This is a genomic window from Streptomyces sp. NPDC002785, from assembly GCF_040295565.1.
In the GTDB taxonomy this organism is placed as follows: Bacteria; Actinomycetota; Actinomycetes; order Streptomycetales; family Streptomycetaceae; genus Streptomyces.
In genome coordinates, this window is sequence record NZ_JBEOVN010000053.1 from 1 (window position 1) to 19,812 (window position 19,812).

Genomic DNA, 19,812 nt, shown 5'->3' on the forward strand with positions numbered 1-19,812 from the left:
TGTGCTGGTGGACGTCCACCAGCACATCCGGGCGGCGAGCACCTGGCCTGTGAGACACCTCAGGCCCTTTACTCGTCAAGCTGCGACAGCGAGTTGGATCGGGAAGGCCGGTGTTCGTCGAACGTCCGTTGGCCGCGGACGTCTGCGCCCAGGCAGGTATCCCGACCGACGCAGCCGAGCTGGTGACGCACTACCGACACGAGTTGACCCGCACCGCCGCGGCCGTCGACGCCGGGTATCCGGCTGACACCGACTTGGCACACCCGCGCTGTTCTGCCGGCAGTGAAACACCGGCCCGACCGGGCTCGGAGATCATTACAGTCCAATCTCATGACGACGGTTACAACGCGCACGGTTGAGTACCCGGCCGACGGCCTGACGATGATCGGGCACCTCGCGCTCCCGGCCGGTGTCGACCGCCGGCCCGCGGTCCTGGTCGGGCCCGAGGGGCCAGGGCTGAACGACTTCCAGCGCCGCCGGGCCGACACCCTGGCTGAGCTGGGGTACGTGGCGCTGGCCTTCGACATCAACGGCGGGCGCTGGTTCACCGACCCCGAGGAGATGCTGGCGCGCGTGACCCCCCTGCTCGCCGACCCCGACCGGATGCGGGGCATCGGTCACGCGGCGCTCGACGTGTTGCGCGCCGAACCGCGGACCGACCCCGACCGGATCGCCGCCGTCGGCTACGGCACCGGGGGCGCAATCGTGCTGGAACTCGGGCGCGACGGCGTCGACCTGCGCGCGATCGGGACAGTCAACGCACTGACCACGGGCCGACCGGGCGAGGCGGCGCGCATTCGCTGCCCGGTGTGGGCCGGTGTCGGGTCGGAAGACCCGATCATGCCGCCCGCGCAACGGGACGCGTTCACCGCCGAGATGGAGGCCGCGGGCATCGACTGGCGCCTCGTGGTCTACGGCGGCGCCTTGCACGCCTTCCACCACCCGCCGGTCGACCAGACCGTGCTCCCCGGCGTCGGCTACCACCCACAGCACGCGCAGCGAGCCTGGCGCGACGTCGTCGACCTGCTCGCCGAGTGCCTGCCGGTAAGGGAGTGATCTGGTCGGCAACCGCGATTCCGGGCCGCGAACCAGTCCGATCGACCGCCACCGGCTCCGGTTTGTGGGACATCACCGCAGCTCAGAGGAACTGTGACGAGGTGCTCTGCGAGGGCGTTCCCACTCGGTGGCGGTGCAGGTGACCCTCGGCTGCGATGCCCCGCTCAGCCGACCCGCTGGGCCGAGCGGCTGCGTGAAGTCTGCAGGCTCGCACGACCAACACCAACGAGTGATCGCTGTGCCGGTGCCGGCGTCTTGCTGTGGCGGGCGCCGCACAGTCTGCTGCACCGAAGGGCGTAATGCGCTGGATACCCTCCCGGCATGAAGATCATAATGGTGGGCCTTGCGGCTGGGGTGGGATACGGGGCGGCAACCTCGCTCGTCAACGCGCTTTCGTCGCCGTATATGGAGCTGGGTACGCCGCTCACGGGCACTGTCTGGGCCAAGGCTGCCAAGGTGCTCAGCCTGCTGATGGACGCAGGCTGGTCATGGGCAGCGCTGGCGGTGGCGGTGGGCTGGTTCGCCGGGAGACAGGTCCGAGGCGCGCTGGTCGGGGCCCTGGCGCTGTTCGCGGCCACGGGGGCGTACTACGTGACGGACGCCTTTGTCTCGGGGGCCGAAACGGATATGGCCCGGTGGTGGGTGGTGGGTCTGGCGCTCGGGCTGATCCTGGGTGCTGTGGGTGCAGCCATCAGGCAGCCTGGATTGATCGGCCTGCTTGCGGCGTTGACGGTTCCGGTGGGTGCTGCCGTGCAGATGGTCGTGCTGCCGCCCCGACCGCACCTCACCTTGACCCCGGCAATCATTCTCGCCGAGGTCATCGTCTGGACGGCCGCTGTGCTCGCTGCCGGATGGGCTGTCCACCGTTTCTGGGCCGCCAGGCGTGCAGCCGTGGCCGGATAACGGAACCACCAGGGATACCCCGTTCCGGTCAAGCGCGACCCGCCTTGTCTGCGGCGACCGCGGCAGGACGGGTGCGGGGCCGACCGACCGGGCCGGTATTTTCCCGAAGATGCATGGGCGAGTTCATACGGCCCATGCTGAACAGGCCGTCCCCACACCCCGTATCCATACTGAAGATCCAGGCCCCCCACACAGATTGCAGAGCACACAAATGAGCGCCACTGCGCAGATCGGCGTCACAGGACTGGCGGTCATGGGCCGCAATCTCGCTCGTAACTTCGCCCGCAACGGCTTCACGGTCGCCGCGCACAACCGCACGACCGCGAAGACGGACGCCCTGGTCAAGGAGTTCGGCGACGAGGGGTCCTTCGTTGCCGCGCACACGCCGGAGGAGTTCGTTGCGGCGCTGGAACGTCCGCGCCGGCTGGTCATCATGGTGAAGGCGGGTGATCCGACGGACGCCGTGATCCAGGAGTTCGCCCCGCTCCTCGAAGAGGGCGACGTCATCATCGACGGCGGCAACGCACACTTCGAGGACACCCGCCGCCGCGAGAAGGAACTGCGCGAGCGTGGCATTCATTTCGTGGGCATCGGCATCTCGGGCGGCGAGGAGGGTGCGCTGAACGGGCCGAGCATCATGCCGGGCGGCTCGTCCCAGTCCTACGAATCGCTGGGGCCGCTGCTGGAGAAGATCGCCGCCAAGGCGAAGGACGGCACCCCGTGCACCACCCACATCGGCCCCGACGGCGCCGGGCACTTCGTGAAGATGGTGCACAACGGCATCGAGTACGCGGACATGCAGCTGATCGCGGAGGCGTACGACCTGCTGCGCAACGTGGCGGGCTACTCCCCCGTGAAGATCGCCGAGACATTCCGCAGCTGGAACACCGGCCGCCTGGACTCGTATCTGATCGAGATCACGGCGGAGGTGCTCGCCCACACCGACGCGGCCACCTCAATGCCCTTCGTCGACATCGTGCAGGACCGGGCGGAGCAGAAGGGCACAGGCCGCTGGACGGTGCAGATCGCGCTGGATCTGGGGGTGCCCGTCTCCGGTATCGCGGAGGCCGTCTTCGCCCGCTCGCTGTCCGGCCACGCGGATCTGCGCGAGGCGGCACAGGGCCTGGCGGGCCCGTCGCCCACGGCACTCGGCGAGACGGAGGCGGCGGCCTTCGCCGACCGGGTGGAGCAGGCGCTGTACGCGTCCAAGATCGTCTCGTACACGCAGGGGTTCCACCAGATCCGGGCGGGCAGCGAGGCGTACGACTGGAACATCGACCTCGGCGCGGTGGCGGCGATCTGGCGAGCCGGGTGCATCATCAGGGCCGCGTTCCTGGACCGGATCCGGGCGGCCTACGAGACCCGCCCCGACCTGCTGAGCCTGCTCTCGGACGAGCAGTTCGCCGAGGAGATCGGTGCGGCGCAGGACGACTGGCGCACGGTGGTCGCCGAGGCGGTACGGCAGGGGGTGCCGACGCCCGGGTTCGCAGCCGCGCTCTCGTACTACGACGGACTGCGCGCCGACCGGCTGCCCGCGGCGCTCACCCAGGGGCAGCGTGACTTCTTCGGCGCGCACACATACCGGCGTACGGACCGCGAGGGCTCCTTCCACACGCTCTGGGGCGGCGACCGGTCGGAGGTCGAAGCGGGCTGATGCACGGGACGCCGGTGGGCGCTCCACACCCCGCGCCTCGGATGCGTCGACCACCGCCCCGGCGCACGCCCGAGTGTCCGCAGTCCACTCGGCGTTCTCAGGGCCGTCCGTTGGCCTCGGGGGCCGGGCTGCCCTTGTCCACGGTCGGCACGACACCGCCCGGGGCGACAGCAACGGCCTCGTGACCCGCGACCGTGCACGCCTCGTACGGGGGCGACGGCCTCCCCCCGCGTGACGGCCGGAAAGCGCGCCTGGGCATCCCGGGGCACAGGACCACCCGCACAGTCGCCGTTCGGGTGACCCGGGGTGCGGCGTCGTCGTACGTGTGCGTAAGTAGCAGCGGGCCCTCTTGTCGCCCCGCCACCCGCGGGCCCGCTGACGTCCGTACCGCTGACGCCCCATGGAGCCCCCGTATGCCCGATGTCACGCCGGAACCGGTCGCGGCCCAGCCCGTTGTCGCGCCGCTGACCAGCGCCGCCCTGATCCTGGTCGCCACGATCGAGCCCGGCGGTGAGCCCGTCGTACGCAAGGTGCTGCCGGATCTGGCGACGATCGCCCGCTCCATCGGATTCCGGTTCCCGGGCGCCGGTCTGGTCCCCGTGACCGCCTTCGGCTCCGACGCCTGGGACCGGCTGTTCGCGGGGCCGCGGCCGGCGGGGCTCCACCCGTTCCAGGAACTGAACGGTGCCCGCCACCAAGCCCCCGCCACCCCGGGGGATCTGCTGTTCCACATCCGGGCCGAGCGGATGGACGTCTGTTACGAGTGGGCGGCCCAGCTCCTCGACCGGCTCGGCGGGGCGGTGAAGGTCGTCGACGAGACACAGGGGTTCCGCTACTTCGACCACCGGGATCTGCTCGGCTTCGTCGACGGCACCGAGAACCCGGTGGGGGCGGGTGCACGATCGGCGGCCCTGGTCGGCGCCGAGGATGCGGAGTTCGCGGGTGGCAGCTATGTCATCGTGCAGAAGTATCTGCACGACCTCGCGTCCTGGAACACACTGAGCACCGAGGCGCAGGAGCGGGTCATCGGCCGTACGAAGTTCGCCGACATCGAGCTCTCCGACGACGTCAAGCCCGCCGACTCGCATGTCGCCCTCAATACGATCACCGAACCGGACGGCACGTCGCGTGAGATCCTGCGGGCCAATATGCCGTTCGGCAGCTTCGGACAGGGCGAGTTCGGCACGTACTTCATCGGTTACGCCGCCGATCCGGGCGTGACCGAGCAGATGCTCCGCAATATGTTCCTCGGCAGTCCGCCAGGTACGTACGACCGCATCCTCGACTTCTCGACGGCGGTCACCGGCACGCTCTTCTACGCCCCCAGCGCCGAATTCTTCGACGCCCCGCCGCCGTCGCCCGCCGTGACCGAGGCCCTGCCGGAGCCGACGTCCGCGCCCGCAGTGGCACAGGCCCCGGCCCCGCTCCGTTCGGCCGACGGTTCGCTGCACATCGGCAGCCTGCAAGAAAGCGCCCAGCGATGAACAACCTCCACCGCGAACTCGCCCCTGTCACGGAAGCCGCCTGGGACCAGATCGAAGAAGAGGCCCGGCGCACCTTCAGCCGCCATGTGGCGGGCCGCCGCGTCGTCGACGTCACCGGCCCGGACGGCCCCGAGCTGGCGGCCATCGGCGACGGTCATCTGCGCGACATCGATCCGCCGACGCCGGACGTGATCGCCCGGGCCCGCACCTCGGTGCCCGTCATCGAGTGGCGGGTGCCGTTCACGGTGGCGCGGTCGGCCGTGGACGATGTCGAGCGCGGTTCCGACGACAGCGACTGGCAGCCCGTCAAGGACGCGGCCCGCACCTGTGCGTTCGCCGAGGACATGTCGATCATCGACGGGTACGCATCGGCCGGGATCACCGGACTCCGGGACGGCTCCTCGCACTCACCGCTGCCGCTGCCTGCCGATGCCCGCGACTACCCGGCCACCGTCAGCCAGGCACTGACCCAGCTGCGGCTGGCCGGTGTCGACGGGCCGTACCGGCTACTGCTCGGCGCCGACGCCTTCACCGAGGCGACCGAGACCTCCGACCACGGATACCCGGTGGCCACCCACCTGGCCCGGCAGCTCGACGACCAGATCCTGTGGGCGCCCGCCGTCACGGGAGGTGTACTGCTGTCCACCCGTGGCGGCGACTTCGAACTGCGACTGGGCCAGGATCTGTCGATCGGCTATCAGGACCACGACGCGACCAGCATCCGGCTCTACTTCCATCAGGCGTTCACCTTCCGCATGCTGACGCCCGAGGCCGTGGTCCCGATCATCGCCTGAGGTGTTACCCCCCTGTGCCCGGTCGCCCTGACGCTCCGGGTGAGCGTGTCTGTGGCCAGGGCGCGGACGGCGGGGCCGCGTATGGCGTCCCATAGGGGACATGGGCGCTTCCATGCGCGCGCCGCACAGGCGGGGGTGAGCCGGCGCCGGCTCTCGCACCGCAGGTATCCGATCCGGAGCTGGTCGCCGGACTGCACCGGAGCGTCGCGCGCACGCTCATCGCAACGGGCCGCACCACGGAGGCGGACGCCTCCCTCGCCAAGGCGGGCGAGATCTACCAACAGCTCCGGATCCGTACAGAGTTGGCGCACTGCCACTGGATGCGCGGCTACGTACTCGCACAGGACGGCGACCTGTCCAGCGCCGAGACCGAGCTGGCGCGCCGCCCGGGACATGCCGGCGTCGAAACGGGCCGCCCGGTACACGGCGTCCGGCGACACACACCGCGTCGGCCTCACGCCCGCAGGTCGTGACCGGCGGCATGCCAAGAGCACCGGCATCGCCGATATCACGGCGCGGCGGTACACGGTCTGCCGGCCGAGGACGTGGCGGCGGCAGGCCGCGTACTCACCGAGGTCACCGCGCGGGCGAACGCCGTCCTGGCCGGGGCCCGAGGTGCACCGCCGAGAGGACCGAGCCCGCGAAGCGCACCGGGCACCGGTCATCCGGCCGAGCGGGGTGACGGCTCGGGTGCCGGCGCCGGCTCGGGTGTGGGCGGCTGCGGAATCGGATCCGGTGACGGGCCGGGCGGGACGGGTCCGGGCGGCGGAGGTGGCGGCTGCGGCAGCGGCGACGGAGGCCCCGGCATCGGTCCCGGGGTGGGGGCCGGTGGCACGGGGTCGGGGTAGGGATTGGTCATCGGGGGCCTCCGAGCGGTTCGGGGTGGATCTCCTTCCACCGTCCCCCGGAGCGGCTGCCCGCGCCTGGTGAGTCCATAGGTACAGGTTCCGAATGATCCGCGTGGGTCCGGAATCCGAACGGCAGGTCAGCGCGCGGCGACGACCGCGGCGGCGAGGCCCGGCCGAGGGCTGGAGAGCACCGGGATCGAAGTGGCCGTACGGGTGACCGCATCGGCCATGGACGCCTGCGCCAGCACGATCACATCGGCATCCGTCACCGCATCGGCCGCCGCCGCGATCAGGTCCAGATAGCCGTCGCGGTCACCGGCCTCGAAGCACGCCCAGGCCCCGTCGACCAGGACGGTACGGACGTCGACGGGCCGGTTCCCCGCCTCTTCGGCGAGCAGCGCGAGGGTCGGCTCCAGGGTGTCGGCGAGTGCCGCGAGGACCACGGCGCGTTCCCGTGCCGCGGCAGCGGCCGCCATCGGGCGGTCCACACGCAGCACGGGAACACCGAGCATCGCCGCGGCCGACTCCGCGACCCCGCCGATCGTCGAACAGGTACAGAGCACAGCGGAGGCGCCCTCGGCGACGACGCCCGAAAGCAGTACCCGGATCTCGCCCGACACTGCTTCCGGGCCCGATTCCCTCGCCCGGGTGAGCAGGTCCTCGTACACGAGATGGCGCAGGGAGAGTCCGGGATGGTCCGTGTCCCGGAGCGCGTCGAAGACCGGGACGTGGACCGGGGAGGTGTGCAGCAGGGCAAGCGTCATCGGCCAAACGGTACAACCCCCGGCCGATGGGATCACTGCAGTTCAGGGTGGGACTTGAGCTGCGCCTTCGCCTGCTCCAGCAGTTCGGCCGGGGCTTCGGGAGCCTGGTCGGGGTGGCGCTGCGCCCACTTCGCGGCGTACGGACAGAGCGGAACGACGGGGACGCCCTCACGGCCCGCCATGGCGTAGAACTCCTGGACGAGGGCGCCCGCGATGCCCTTGCCCTCGTGGCCGGGTTCGACGACGGTGTGCACGGCCACGAACGCGGCGGGATCGCCGTCCATCACGAAGTACGCGATGGCTCCGGCGGCCTTGCCGTTCTCGCAGGCGAGCAGGTTGCCGCTCGCGCGGTCGTCGCGGATGTCGAGTTCGATCCGGTCGGTCTGTAGTGCCATGACGGGTGCTCCCTCGGTGGTCGGCCGGGTCAGCGCGCCGCGGGGACGGCGTGCGGGCTCCGTTCGGTGGCGGTGCCGGTTACGGGCTCGGAGGCATCGGCGCCGAGCGCGACGATACGGTTGTCGGCGTCGACGTGCACGATGCGCGGGGTCAGTCCGCGGGCCTCGGCGTCGTCGACCTGGGCGTAGCTGATGAGGATGACCAGATCACCGGGGTGGACGAGGTGGGCGGCGGCGCCGTTGACACCGATGACACCGGAGCCGCGTTCGCCCTCGATGACGTACGTCTCCAGGCGGGCGCCGTTGTCGATGTCGACGATGTGCACCAGCTCGCCGGGCAGCAGATCCGCGGCTTCCATCAGCTCGGCATCGACGGTGACGGAGCCGACGTAGTGCAGGTCGGCGTGGGTCACGGTGGCCCGGTGGATCTTGGACTTGAACATGGTGCGCATCATCGAGGCACTCCTGACTCTCGGCTCCCTGCCTGCGTTTTTGCAGGTCAAGGGCGGTTTCCCTACCCTACAACGAGTCGTATGTCCGGGCAGCATTCCCTAGGTTCTTCAGGACTCATGCTGACCACTTGCGACTTTTCTGATGCATCATCAGGCGACTGCAGGAGGGCTTCGCCCGCCCTCCCGGACCCCACCGCGACGACGGAACAAGCCGTCGCAGCCCCCTCCGAAGGGCGTCCATGATCAACGTCACTCCGGCGGTCTGGGCGGCAGTCAGGAGCGAAGGCGGTCGACCGGGAGTCGGGCCGCGCGCCGCCATGGATCAGCTGCCCCAAGCCCCATCTACTGCGCCTCAAAGGAGGCGGCACCCACGGTTCAACAAGGAATCTGAGGGGCCGAAGCGGTGCGGCAACAAAGCAGCGGATCGCCGGTTAGCAAAACCGGCGATTCTCATGACCATGGCTACAGCTCGTCCGGTGACTCCTGAGCTCGTCCGGTGACTCCTGGCGGTGGCACGGGGCGGGTGTCAAGGACGTTTGGAATTCGGCCAGAACAGAGCGCTAGCCGATGCCGCGATCAGGCTCAGGGCGGCGGCTCCCGCGAGAGACCCGGCGCCCCCTCGCCGGGCCTGCCCCTGTCATTCGACAACCGGGATGAGTCGCCTGGCACAGGCGGGAGGGGTGACGCCGCTCAACGCGGCTCGCCGTACGGACACCTGCGACGCTGACCCTCATGGAACCGCTGCCGATCCCCTGCCCCGCCCGCCTCGACGCCCGGCTCGGAGACGATCCTCGCGCGGCGCATCACCACGCCGCGGGCGACCGCGTCCTTCACGAGCGGCATCCACTGCGGCCAGAACGAGCGGGCCGGATCGAGGTTCGGGACACCGGTGCGCAGGAAGGTCTCGAAGTCGTCGGCTTCGTCGCCTACCGCGTAGACGTCGCGCATGTCCAGGTGGGCCGCTGTGCGGTGGGTGTCGGCGAGCAGCTCAGCGAACGTCGCGGTGTTCAGCTGCTGCGCGTTCAGCGGCATCAACGATCGGAGTCCGAAAGACGACATCCCAAAACAGGCGCTGCACCGCGCGGCCGTGGACAGTGGTCGTGCCGGCTGTCCGCGGCCGCGCTGCTGCTCAGCGGACGTGCACCGTCACCACGTCAGAGGCGCGCAAGCGCACGGGGTTCTGGTCGTGCGTGCTGGTCAAGCCGTACAACACCGCACGGAATTCCAGGTTGCCGCGGCGCGCGGACGTGCCATGTGCAGTGACCCGCGCATCGCCCTTGACCGCAGCGCTGCACGTCTCCTGGTGCCACCCCTCTCCGAAGCCGTTCTCCTCCAGGCACAGCTGATGCAGGTAGCCGGCGCTGTCGTCGCCGCCGTGCGCCTTGACCGTGATGGTCTTGCCGACCTGGGCAGTGTGCGGCGCCGTGATCTCCACAGCGCCCTTGGCGAACGCCGGCGCCGCGGCCAGAGCCACTGAGGACAGACCCAGCGCACCGATCACAGCCACCCGGCCGCCCCGCGCCTTCATCCCGGTCTTCTTCGTCCTGGTCATGGACTTCCCTTCCATGGATCTCCCCCACATGGCGAGACCCAACCCCTTCGCGAAGGCGCCCGGTGCGCCGTGCTGATTACCCAGATGAGCTGGCCGCCACGCCCGTTGCACCCCGCTCGCTCCGTTACAGATCCACGACAAAACCCGCTAACCATGCCCGATCCCACCAACAGCCACCAAATCGCTTCTCGGAAGCGGCAGCCCGCTGACCTACCCGGTCCGATATCGCAAACAGGTACTTCGCGAACACCTCGGCCACCTGCGGTTTCCCCGGAGCGGGAACGATGTATCGCCTGCCGTCCCGACCGTGTCTTCACCGACACCGGCCGACCGATGCGGGCCCACCGATGCAAACGGCCGGACACCCAGGTCAGTCGTGCCGTGCCGCGGCGGCTGGTTGGCGCTGCCCCGGCCCCAGATGGTGCTCGCCGGGTCGGAGATGAGGCCGAACTCGATCGTGCCCGAGCGCAGCAGCGCGGCCTTACGAGCCAAGGATCCCTCCGTGACTGCTCGACCGCACCTCATCGACGACGCGCCGCTGACGCGCCTCGGGCGGCTCCAGCTTCCTCGAGGTGGTCTACCCCAACGAACTCTTCCCGACAGAGGCCCGCGCCACCGCTGTCGGTGCAGGAACGGCGTTCTCCCGCATCGGCTCGGCCGCGGCCACCTACTTGATGCCGTTCGCCCCGGCCAGGAGCCACAGTCTGCTGCTCCTCATCGGCGCCGTCGTGTCGGCCGCCGGGCTCCTGGTCACGCTGGCCTGGGGCGTCGAGACCCGGGGCCGGTCGCTCAGCGAGACCGCCGCGGGCGCCGACAACCCGGGCGAGCCTTCCGGTCCCTCCCTCACCACCACCACCTGAACTGGAGACCGTGATGAACCACAACAGCCGCCCGGCCCCGATCGGTGCCCTGGACGCCACGAAGATCCCCCGCTTCGCCGACCTGGGCACCTTCGCCCGGATCCCTGACATCGGGGCCGTCGGCGACTACGACATCGCGGTCCTGGGCGTGCCGTTCGACGGGGGTACCTCGTACCGCCCGGGCGCCCGCTTCGGCCCGATGGGCATCCGTCAGGCCTCGCGGCACCTGCGCCCGAGGTTCCACGTGGAGCTCGGCACCGCGCCGCTGGAAGCGGTCCAGGTCGTCGACGCCGGTGACGTTCCCTACTTCAACGCCCCGATCACACACGGCACGGTGTTCCGCCGGGCCTTCGAAGAGGGCCTGCTCGCCGAGGACAAGTCCATACACCTGGGCATCCGCGGACCGATCTACGACCAGAAGGACCTCGTGAACGACAAGGCATTCGGCTTCCGCGCGATCCGTGCCGCAGACCTCGACGTCATCGGCATCGAGGGCGCGGTCGACGCCATACGGCGGCGCGTGGGCGACGCACCGGTGTACATCTCGATCGACATCGACGTGCTCGACCCCGCCTTCGCACCCGGAACGGGCACGCCGGAGATGGGCGGCTTCAACAGCCGTGAGCTGCTGCGCCTGCTCCGCAGCCTCGACGGGCTCGACATCGTCGGCGGTGATGTGGTCGAAGTCGCTCCGGCCTACGATCACGCTGAAATCACCTGTCTTGCCGCCGCCACCGTGGTGTTCGACCTGGTCACGCTCATGGCGAAGAACCACGTCGCCTGCCCCGTGCCCGCGTCCGCGGACCATGCCTGATCCCGGACATGACCAAGCGGCCGCCATAGGCCGTCAAGGCACAGACCCGTCTTGACGGCCCCGCCACCTGACCTTCGGTCGGGCTCGACAACTCAATAGAACTGGACCGCCTCTGCGAGGCGGTGATCGCGATCCGCCCGGAGATCGACCTAGGGGGCGCCCACACCTCTCAAGCACAGCGCGGCTCACCGCCGACAGCAGCCCGGTCTCGCCCAACCGTGCCGCACCTGAGGCGTCGGGTCCACCAACCGCTCGACGGCCTCGTCCACCAGCTCGTCCTCAACCAGCTCAGCGGCCGAGGTGTCGTTGTCTGCCATGTTCGTCCGCCCCGGTCGGCCAGGGCTCGAGGCTGGGGCGCCTTCCAGCCTGCCGGATCTACGGACTTACACGATCCTTTAGACACATTATGACGTAAATTGGTCTTCGCACGGTCGTATCGCCCCGCCCGAGGACACTCGGTAGGTCTCCATGAGCTTCGAAAGCACAAAGTTGGGGAGCTGCGGGCCTTTCAATGTCGCCCCGTCAGCGGCTGTGGTGCTAGACGCCCGGGGGACGGTCATCGGGTGGAGCCCGGCGGCCGAGGAGCTGTTCGGTTACGCGTCAAAGGAGGCGCTTGGCAGCCCTGTCGGCGACCTTCTTGGGGACACTGTGAGGGCGGCTCCACCTCAGGAACCTGGAAACATGTATGCAGTTCGCTCGGTGCTTCATCGGGACGGTCGCACTGTACGGGTCGCGCTGCTGCTCAGCCCGCTGGAGCAGGACGAGGGCGTTGCTGCCTGGCTGCTGTCAGCCGTCGGCGTAGCCCACCTCGAGCAGTGGGCCAGCGATCAGGCGGTGCTGAGAGGTCTGAGCGATCAGTCGTCCATCCTGATCACCCTCTACGATACGCAAAGCCGGTTTAAGTGGATCAACACTGCCGTCGAGAAGCAGTTCGGCTTGACGGCGGAGGACTGCGTCGGTCGGTATGTAGCGGATGTGGAGCCTCATGGCGAGATCCTTGTCGAGGACGGTGACGGAGTCCCGGCACCGGGGCTGCAGAGGCTCATCGAGCGAGTCGTGCGCACTGGAGAACCCATCACCGACGTCCGCTACCGCACCCCGATCCCTGCCGACCCGCAACATGATCACTTCTGGTCCTTCTGCTACTTCCGGCTACAGGACCACGAGGGACGGCCACTGGGCGTGTGTGAAGCGGGACTCGACATCACGGACCGTTACGTGGCCCGGCAACGCCTCGCACTGCTGAGCGGAGCGGGCGGCAGAATCGGCGGGACTCTCGACGTCGAACGTACCGCCGGCAACCTGGCCGATCTGGCCGTTCCGGAGTTCGCGGACCTCGTCCAGGTGGACCTCCTCGAACCTGTGCTCCGCGGTGAAGAACCCGGTCCGTGGACGGATAAGACCGCACACGACCTGCGGCGGGTGGCGGAACGGGTGGCGGACCACGAGCGTCCTGCGGCAGCGGCATCGCCGCGTCCAATCGAATATCCCCCCGATTCGCCGCAGCCGCGCTGCCTTGCCCATGGGCATTCGGTCACCAGCGACCAGGTCGTGGTCGTTCCGCTGCGGGCCTGGGGTACCGCGCTGGGCCTGGCGACGTTTGAAAGGTTCCCGCCGCGGGACCCTTTCGACCCCGAGGAGATCGCCCTCGCGGAGGAACTGGTCTCCCGTACCGCAGTGTGTGTGGACAACGGACGCCGCTACGCTCGAGAGCACGCGATCGCACTGATGCTGCAGCACGACCTGCTCCCACATCGCCTGGCGCAGCCCGCGGCCGTGGAGGTCGCTCACCGCTACCTTCCCGCGGCCGGGCCCGTCGGAGTGGGCGGCGACTGGTACGACGTCATCCCGCTCTCCGGGGCACGGGTCGGCCTGGTCGTCGGGGACGTCGCTGGTCATGGCATGCGCGCCGCCGTCACCATGGGTCGGATGCGGACCACTGTGGCGGCGCTCGCGGCAATGGACCTCGCACCGGATGAGCTGCTCGCCCGGCTCGACGACCTGGTCGCGCAGTCCCTTGGGGGCGAGGATGACCAGGCCGTTGGCGTGACCTGCCTCTATGCCATCTACGACCCGGTCGAGCAGCACTGCGTCATGGCCCGGGCCGGCCACCTGCCCCCCGCAGTGGTGGCTCCTGACGGCCGCGTGGAAATCCTCGACCTGCCCGCTGGCCCACCGCTCGGCCTGGGCGGCCTGCCGTTCGAATCCGTAGGATTCGACCTTCCCGAGGACCGTCTCCTGGCCCTGTTCACCGACGGCCTGGTGGAGGCCCGCGACCGGGACATCGACATCGGCCTGAACGAGCTGCGCGACGCACTGTCCATACCGGGCCGACAGCTGGAAGAGACCTGTGACAGCGTTATGAGCGCTGTTCTGCCGAAGTTCCCAGAAGACGACGCGGCCCTGCTCCTGGTCAGGGTCCACGCGTTGAGCGACGACCAGGTGGCAAGCTGGGACCTTCCCGTCGATCCCGCAGAGGTCGCCAGGTTCCGCGCCCTGGCGGTCCAGAAGGTGGCTGAGTGGGGGCACAACGAGGCGGTGTCCGTCATCGAGCTGGTGGTGAGCGAGCTGGTCACCAACGCGATCCGATACGGCGGTGCTCCTGTGCGGCTGCGGCTCATTCGGGATCGCGGCCTGATCTGTGAGGTCTCGGACGGGGGCCACACCTCCCCGCACTTGCGGTGGGCCGCGCAGGAGGACGAGGGCGGCCGCGGACTGTTTCTCGTCGCCCAACTCACGGAACGCTGGGGCACCCGCTACACACCACACGGCAAGACGATCTGGGCCGAAGTGCCGCTTGATGCCCGGCCCTGCAGCTGACCCCACTCCGCGCACCCCGAAACTGCTGGCGGGTCTGGCTGGGCTGGCGTGCGTGGCGTGCTGTCTGCTGCCCCTGATCACCGCCGGCGTCGTCGGCGCCGGAGCCGGCGCGCTGGTCGGCTGGCTGCCCACCATTGCTGCGGCCCTGGCTACGCTCGCCGCGGACACATGGTGGCTCGGCCAGCAGCGCCGCCGCGCCGGTGCGTGCAAACTGCGGCAAGATCACCGGGCACGGGGCTGGCAGATGTTGTTGGCGTGGCCGGGGGATCCGGTCCAGCGGCCCCAGCGCTCATGCCTTCGCGCGAGCCAACGGTGACGTGCCCGGGCCCCGTCTCGGATGTGGCAGGTTGTGCATTTGCTCAAGTCGAACCTCTCATTTGTGGCGGATGAACCTGGTGTCGTCGGTGCTGGCCGGAGCATGCTGGGTGAGGGACATCCGATCCCCTGGGCCGGTAGGCACCTGAGAGTCGACCGGACCGGAAAGTCCACCGATGTGGGTGCGAACGTGTCCGCAGCGGACTGAGCGAGCGGGAGAGCTGCTGGTGAACACGCAGCATGATCACGGGGATGCGGATGTGCTCATCGTAGGTGCCGGCGCTTCCGGTGGAGTGGCGGCCCTGGAGCTGGCCAGGCGTGGGTTTCGTGTGGTCTGCCTGGAGCAGGGCGACTGGGCTCTTCCCGATGACTTCACGGGCGGCAAGCCCGAGTGGGAGCTGACCCGCCTCAAGCAGTGGCACCCCAGCCCGAATGTGCGCGGGCGGAAGAGCGACTACCCGGTCAACACCAAGGAGAGCCCGATCGAGCCGTTGATGTTCAACGGCGTGGGTGGCAGCACCATCCTGTTCTCCGGGCATTGGGTCCGGGCACTGCCCTCCGACTTCCGGGTTCGGACCCTCGACGGGGTCGCGGATGACTGGCCGTTCACCTACGAGGACCTGCGGCCGTTCTACGACGAGGTCACCCACCACATCGGCGCGTCCGGACTCGACGGCGACCCGGCGTACCCGGACCCGCACACTTTCCCACTGCCGCCGATGCCGATAGGCAAGTACGGCCTCGCCGCGGCGAAGGGCATGGACAAGCTCGGCTGGCACTGGTGGCCCGCCCCGAACGCCATCGCGTCGCGTAAGTTCAAGAACCGCCCCGCGTGCCTGCGGTACGGCGCCTGCGAATCGGGATGTCCGACCGGAGCGAAGGCGAGCACCGACCTCACTCACTGGCGCGACGCGATCGCCGACGGAGCTGTGTTGGTGACCGGGGCCCGGGTGCGACAGCTCACGGTCAACAACCGAGGTCTGGTGACCGGCGCCGAGTACGTCGACCGCGCGGGAGTCGTGCGCCACCAAGCCGCAGGCGTGACCGTGCTGGCCGCCAACGGGATAGGCACCCCGCGACTGTTGCTCAACTCTGCCTCTGCGCAGTTCCCCGACGGTCTGGCGAACCCCTCGGGGCTGGTCGGCAAGCGGCTCATGGTGCATCCCTACGCCTCGGTGTACGGGACCTACGAGGACGAGCTCGAGACCTGGCTCGGCCCGACCGGGCAGGCACTGCAGTCGATGCAGTTCTACGAGACCGACACCAGCCGCGGGTTCGTGCGCGGGGCGAAATGGAACCTGATGCCGACCGGCGGCCCACTCGCCCACACCTTGTGGGAGCCGGGGGAGGACTGGCGCGATGCCTTCGGGCCCGCCTTCCACAGCCGGTTGCGCACAACCTTCGGCCGGTGCACCGAGTGGGGGATCACCACCGAGGACCTGCCTGAGGTCCACAACGAGGTCGTGCTCGACCCAGACGCCACAGACTCCGACGGCATCCCGGTGCCCAGGATTCGCTACACCATCAGCGAGAACACCGAACGCATGCTCAAGTTCCATGTCGACCGGGCGGTCGAGGCCCACCTGGCCGCGGGCGCGACCTCGGTACTCCCCATCCCCGTCGTTCGGGAAAGCGGCTGGCACCTCCTGGGCACCACGCGCATGGGTACCGATCCCGGCACCTCCGTCGTCGACGAGTACGGCCGCGCGCACGACGTGCCGAACCTTTTCATCATCGACGGGAGCGTGTTCGTCACCTCGACCGGCGTCAACCCGACCGCGACCATCATGGCGGTCGCGCTGCGGTCGATGCGCCACCTCGCCGACAACCGCCACGACCAGCCCGCCGCCGACTGAGGACCCCGTGATGCTCGATCCCGACCAGCGACGTACCTTCGCCGCACTCGCCGACGTACTGATTCCCGCGTCCGATCCGATGCCCTCGGCCACCGCCGCAGGTGTGCCGGATGCGCTGCTCGACCAGGTGCTCGGCTATCGGCCGGACCTGGCCCAACCGTTCGCCGAGGCGGTTGCCTGGTGCACGGGCAAGGACCCGGAAGCTGCTCTGGACGCACTCTCCGTGCAGCAGCCCGATCAGTTCCAGGCCCTCACTGTGCTGACCGCCGGCGCCTATTTCCTGAGCCCCCAGACGAAGACCGCGCTCGCCTACGACCCTCCGCCGCGCACGGCCCTCGACGACGTCGACTCCTACATCGACATGTTGGCCACCGTCGCCGATCGCGGCTTCGCGATCCGTTGAGCTCGCGGCCTGAGCATCTGCATAACCAGGCCGGCGTGCTTCTCAGCGGTTAGACCGGTGCACCCGAGGTGGACGCACCGGTCGTGAACCCAGGAACACGAACGAAGGATTCTGAGATGATCGAGGCGCAACAGCAGGTCCCCGTGGCTCACCCGGGAGGCGACCTGGCGCCGGTCGGTGCGGAGACCGCGGTGTTGACGCACTTCGTCAACGGTGCCAGCTGGGCGGGCACCGGGACGGGGACACAACCGGTGTTCAACCCCGCGACGGGACAGCCGATTGCACAGGCCCTGCGCGGCACGCCGGCCGATGTCGACAAGGCGGTGGCCGCCGCCAAGGAGGCGTTGCCCGGCTGGCGGCAGCGGACGCCGAAGGACCGCGCCGACGTGCTGCTCAGGGCCGCGGCGGTACTGGAAGCCAACGCCGAGGAGCTGGCGCACCTGGAGTCGGTCAACACCGGCAAGCCGATGCCGCTGGCCCGCGACGATGTCGCCGGGACGATCGACACGCTGCAGTTCATGGCTGGTGCGGTCCGGACGCAGCTGAGTCTGAGTGCCGGAGAATACGTCACCGGCCGCACGTCGATGATCGTGCGGGAGCCGGTCGGGGTAGTGGCCGCAATCACGCCGTGGAACTACCCCCTGCTCACGGCGGCGTGGAAGATCGCGCCGATCCTGGCCGTCGGCAACACTTGCGTATTGAAACCGTCGGATCAGACGCCGCTGACCGCCCTGCGCATGGCCGAGCTTCTCGCCGAGGTGTTTCCCGCAGGGGTGCTCAACATCGTCACTGGTGCCGGATCGGTGGTCGGCGAGGCGCTCGCGACTCACCCGGCTGTTGCGCTGGTGTCGGTGACGGGCAGCGTACGGAGTGGACAGGCGGTGGCCAGCGCTGCTGCAACCACGCTCAAGCGCGTGCACCTCGAGCTCGGCGGCAAGGCACCGGTCATCGTGTTCGCGGACGCCGACCTGGACGCGGTCGCCGAAGGCATCCGGCTCGCCGGCTTCGGCAACTCGGGCCAGGACTGCGGCGCAGCCTGCCGGATCCTCGTGGAGCAGTCCGTCCACGACGAACTGCTGAAGCGTCTTGGGCTGTCCGCGTCGGTCTGGACCGAGGACGCCCGTCGCGCCGCCGATCTGCCCGGGCGGCTGGACTTCGGCACCGTGTGGGTCAACGACCACCTCGCATTCGCCACCGAAATGCCGTGGGGCGGGTTCAAGTCCTCCGGCTACGGGCGCGACCTGTCGGCGTATGCGCTCGATGACTACTCGCGTACCAAGCATGTCATGTTCAACCGGACTCGACGCGCTGACGAGACGGAGCAGGCATGAGTGAGCAACTGGCTGGGCGGCGCGAGCCCGCCTCCAGCATCGAGTCGGCAACGATCCAGCCGATCCCGCTCGACCAGCGGCATGGCACGAACCGGGACATGTTCACGATCTGGTTCGGCACGAACATCATGATCCTGTCCATTGTCACCGGAGGACTTGCCACCACCCTGTTCGGCCAACCGGCCTGGTCGGCCGCGCTGGGGATCATTGCAGGGAACCTCTTCGGTGCGATCTTCATGGCGCTGCACTCCGCCCAGGGGCCGCGGCTCGGGGTCCCTCAAATGGTCCAAACCAAGGGGCAGTTCGGCTCCTGGGGTGCGCTACTGATCGTCCTGATCGTGGTGGTCATGTACCTCGGGTTCTTCATCTCGATCCTGGTCTTCGGAGGACAGTCGCTGGCGTCGGTGATTCCGCACCTGAGCAGCAAGGCCGGCATCGTGCTGCTCGCGGCGGCCAGCATCGCGGCCACGATCTGGGGCTACAACCTGATTCACGCCTATGCGCGGATCATGACCTACGCCTCGGGTGCCGTCCTGCTACTGGCGTTCGTCTGGGCGTTCGTCGTCCACCCGGTGCCACACACCTTCTTCGGCACCGGCGAGGCCACCCTGTCCGGGTTCGTGAGCACCGTGTCGGTGGCCGCGGTCTGGCAGATCGCCTACGCGCCGTACGTCTCGGACTACTCCCGCTACATGCCGGCCAAGACCGGCTCCAGGCCGGCGTTCTGGATGAGCTACTGGGGCACCAGCATCGGCTCGATCCTGCCCATGTTCCTGGGCGCGGGCATCGGGCTGCTCCTGCCCGGCACAGACCCCATCGCCGCCTTGACCAAGGCAACCGCCGGGATCAGCCTGCTGGTCGTGGCCGTGTTCAGCATCGGGGTCGCCGCGACGAACGCGATGAACCTGTACTGCGGCACCCTGTGCACGATCACGATCGCGCAGACCTTCCTGCCGCGCTTCACGCCTCGCAGCCGCGAGCGCGCGATGGTCGCGACCGGACTGTGCACCATCGCGCTCGCCGTAGCCCTCACTTCTGGGAGCGGCTTCGTCGCCACTTACAACAACTTCCTCACCCTGCTGCTTGGCTCCCTGGTCCCGTGGACCGCGGTCAACCTGGTCGACTTCTACCTGGTGCGCCACGGTGACTACGCCGTCGAGGACTTCTTCAAGCGTGACGGCGGTCGCTACGGCCGGGTGAACCGGCCCGCGGTGCTCTGCTACCTGATCGGTGTCGCGGTGCAGATCCCGTTCATGATCATCGGGACCGCCTACACCGGTCCGATCGCCGAGATGCTCGGCCACACCGACATCTCCTTCATCGCTGGCCTGCTCGTCGTCTCGCCGTTGTACTACTTCACGGTGAAGGCTGTGGCCCGGCGGACGGCCGCGGCTGTCGAGGAGGTTCGCGCGCCCGTCCAGGGCGAGCCCGAAGCCTGAGCACACTGGTGCGCCGGGCACCTGGCCCGGCTCCCCGTCGCAGCTTGCCCCCAATCTCGACGCCCCTCCGCC

The 19,812-nt window shown here is 69.1% G+C and carries 17 protein-coding genes and 3 pseudogenes; 13 read left to right on the forward strand and 7 right to left on the reverse strand.

The features are described from left to right. Positions 1–330: 330 nt before the first annotated feature. From ABTZ94_RS15470 to gnd, 3 genes are all read left to right on the forward strand, one after another. The gene (locus tag ABTZ94_RS15470) at positions 331–1,056 is read left to right on the forward strand and encodes a dienelactone hydrolase family protein (RefSeq protein ID WP_351201300.1); all 726 of its coding nucleotides are present in this window, start codon (positions 331–333) and stop codon (positions 1,054–1,056) included. A 321-nt stretch (positions 1,057–1,377) separates the two neighbouring features. Then, positions 1,378–1,959, forward strand: coding sequence for a hypothetical protein (locus ABTZ94_RS15475; protein ID WP_351201302.1), 582 nt, complete (start codon positions 1,378–1,380; stop codon positions 1,957–1,959). A gap of 211 nt (positions 1,960–2,170) precedes the next feature. Beyond that, complete coding sequence (gnd, locus tag ABTZ94_RS15480) at positions 2,171–3,613, forward strand: NADP-dependent phosphogluconate dehydrogenase (RefSeq protein WP_351201304.1); 1,443 nt, start codon at positions 2,171–2,173, stop codon at positions 3,611–3,613. 106 nt (positions 3,614–3,719) lie between these two features. On the opposite strand, the pseudogene ABTZ94_RS15485 reads toward gnd, so the two are convergent. Beyond that, positions 3,720–3,824 (reverse strand): annotated as a pseudogene (locus ABTZ94_RS15485) (type 1 glutamine amidotransferase domain-containing protein); the annotation flags it as partial. A 202-nt stretch (positions 3,825–4,026) separates the two neighbouring features. Here ABTZ94_RS15485 and ABTZ94_RS15490 point away from each other — a divergent pair. From ABTZ94_RS15490 to ABTZ94_RS15500, 3 genes and pseudogenes are all read left to right on the forward strand, one after another. Continuing rightward, positions 4,027–5,097, forward strand: coding sequence for a Dyp-type peroxidase (locus ABTZ94_RS15490; RefSeq protein WP_351201306.1), 1,071 nt, complete (start codon positions 4,027–4,029; stop codon positions 5,095–5,097). Then, positions 5,094–5,891 (forward strand): family 1 encapsulin nanocompartment shell protein, encoded by a 798-nt coding sequence (locus ABTZ94_RS15495; protein WP_351201308.1) that lies wholly within the window; start codon positions 5,094–5,096, stop codon positions 5,889–5,891. The genes ABTZ94_RS15490 and ABTZ94_RS15495 overlap by 4 nt, the downstream gene beginning before the upstream one ends. A gap of 88 nt (positions 5,892–5,979) precedes the next feature. Beyond that, a pseudogene (locus ABTZ94_RS15500) lies at positions 5,980–6,320 on the forward strand (transcriptional regulator); the annotation flags it as partial. A 556-nt stretch (positions 6,321–6,876) separates the two neighbouring features. Here the strand turns inward: ABTZ94_RS15500 and ABTZ94_RS15505 are convergent. The 5 genes and pseudogenes from ABTZ94_RS15505 to ABTZ94_RS15525 all read right to left on the reverse strand — a co-directional run bounded on the left by ABTZ94_RS15505 (position 6,877) and on the right by ABTZ94_RS15525 (position 9,902). After that, complete coding sequence (locus ABTZ94_RS15505; protein WP_351201310.1) at positions 6,877–7,503, reverse strand: aspartate/glutamate racemase family protein; 627 nt, start codon at positions 7,501–7,503, stop codon at positions 6,877–6,879. 32 nt (positions 7,504–7,535) lie between these two features. Continuing rightward, the gene (locus ABTZ94_RS15510; protein WP_351201312.1) at positions 7,536–7,898 is read right to left on the reverse strand and encodes a GNAT family N-acetyltransferase; all 363 of its coding nucleotides are present in this window, start codon (positions 7,896–7,898) and stop codon (positions 7,536–7,538) included. A 29-nt stretch (positions 7,899–7,927) separates the two neighbouring features. Beyond that, positions 7,928–8,353, reverse strand: coding sequence for an aspartate 1-decarboxylase (panD, locus tag ABTZ94_RS15515; RefSeq protein WP_351201314.1), 426 nt, complete (start codon positions 8,351–8,353; stop codon positions 7,928–7,930). Positions 8,354–9,124: 771 nt separating this feature from the next. After that, positions 9,125–9,382: pseudogene (locus tag ABTZ94_RS15520) on the reverse strand (DUF6879 family protein); the annotation flags it as partial. 97 nt (positions 9,383–9,479) lie between these two features. After that, a complete protein-coding gene (locus ABTZ94_RS15525) occupies positions 9,480–9,902 on the reverse strand; it encodes a hypothetical protein (protein WP_351201316.1) in 423 nt (140 codons plus the stop codon). A 572-nt stretch (positions 9,903–10,474) separates the two neighbouring features. Between ABTZ94_RS15525 and ABTZ94_RS15530 the strand changes: the two genes are divergently transcribed. Both ABTZ94_RS15530 and ABTZ94_RS15535 read left to right on the forward strand, forming a co-directional pair. Next, positions 10,475–10,762, forward strand: coding sequence for an MFS transporter (locus ABTZ94_RS15530; protein ID WP_351201318.1), 288 nt, complete (start codon positions 10,475–10,477; stop codon positions 10,760–10,762). Between the two features lie 13 nt (positions 10,763–10,775). Further along, positions 10,776–11,576 (forward strand): arginase family protein, encoded by an 801-nt coding sequence (locus ABTZ94_RS15535; RefSeq protein WP_351201320.1) that lies wholly within the window; start codon positions 10,776–10,778, stop codon positions 11,574–11,576. A 185-nt stretch (positions 11,577–11,761) separates the two neighbouring features. On the opposite strand, the gene ABTZ94_RS15540 is transcribed toward ABTZ94_RS15535, so the two are convergent. Then, positions 11,762–11,893: a hypothetical protein gene (locus ABTZ94_RS15540; RefSeq protein WP_351201322.1), complete on the reverse strand. Its 132-nt coding sequence runs from the start codon at positions 11,891–11,893 to the stop codon at positions 11,762–11,764. A gap of 151 nt (positions 11,894–12,044) precedes the next feature. Between ABTZ94_RS15540 and ABTZ94_RS15545 the strand changes: the two genes are divergently transcribed. From ABTZ94_RS15545 to ABTZ94_RS15565, 5 genes are all read left to right on the forward strand, one after another. After that, a complete protein-coding gene (locus tag ABTZ94_RS15545; RefSeq protein ID WP_351201324.1) occupies positions 12,045–14,396 on the forward strand; it encodes a SpoIIE family protein phosphatase in 2,352 nt (783 codons plus the stop codon). Positions 14,397–14,938: 542 nt separating this feature from the next. Next, positions 14,939–16,567 carry a GMC family oxidoreductase gene (locus tag ABTZ94_RS15550; protein ID WP_351201326.1) on the forward strand — a complete coding sequence of 543 codons (1,629 nt, stop codon included), beginning with the start codon at positions 14,939–14,941 and terminating at the stop codon, positions 16,565–16,567. 10 nt (positions 16,568–16,577) lie between these two features. Then, entirely contained in the window at positions 16,578–16,970 is a 393-nt protein-coding gene (locus ABTZ94_RS15555; RefSeq protein WP_351201328.1) for a gluconate 2-dehydrogenase subunit 3 family protein, read from the forward strand. 116 nt (positions 16,971–17,086) lie between these two features. After that, entirely contained in the window at positions 17,087–18,301 is a 1,215-nt protein-coding gene (locus ABTZ94_RS15560) for an aldehyde dehydrogenase family protein (protein ID WP_351201330.1), read from the forward strand. Beyond that, a complete protein-coding gene (locus ABTZ94_RS15565) occupies positions 18,298–19,740 on the forward strand; it encodes a purine-cytosine permease family protein (RefSeq protein WP_351201332.1) in 1,443 nt (480 codons plus the stop codon). Before ABTZ94_RS15560 ends, ABTZ94_RS15565 begins: the two co-directional genes overlap by 4 nt. The last annotated feature ends 72 nt before the right edge of the window (positions 19,741–19,812 follow it).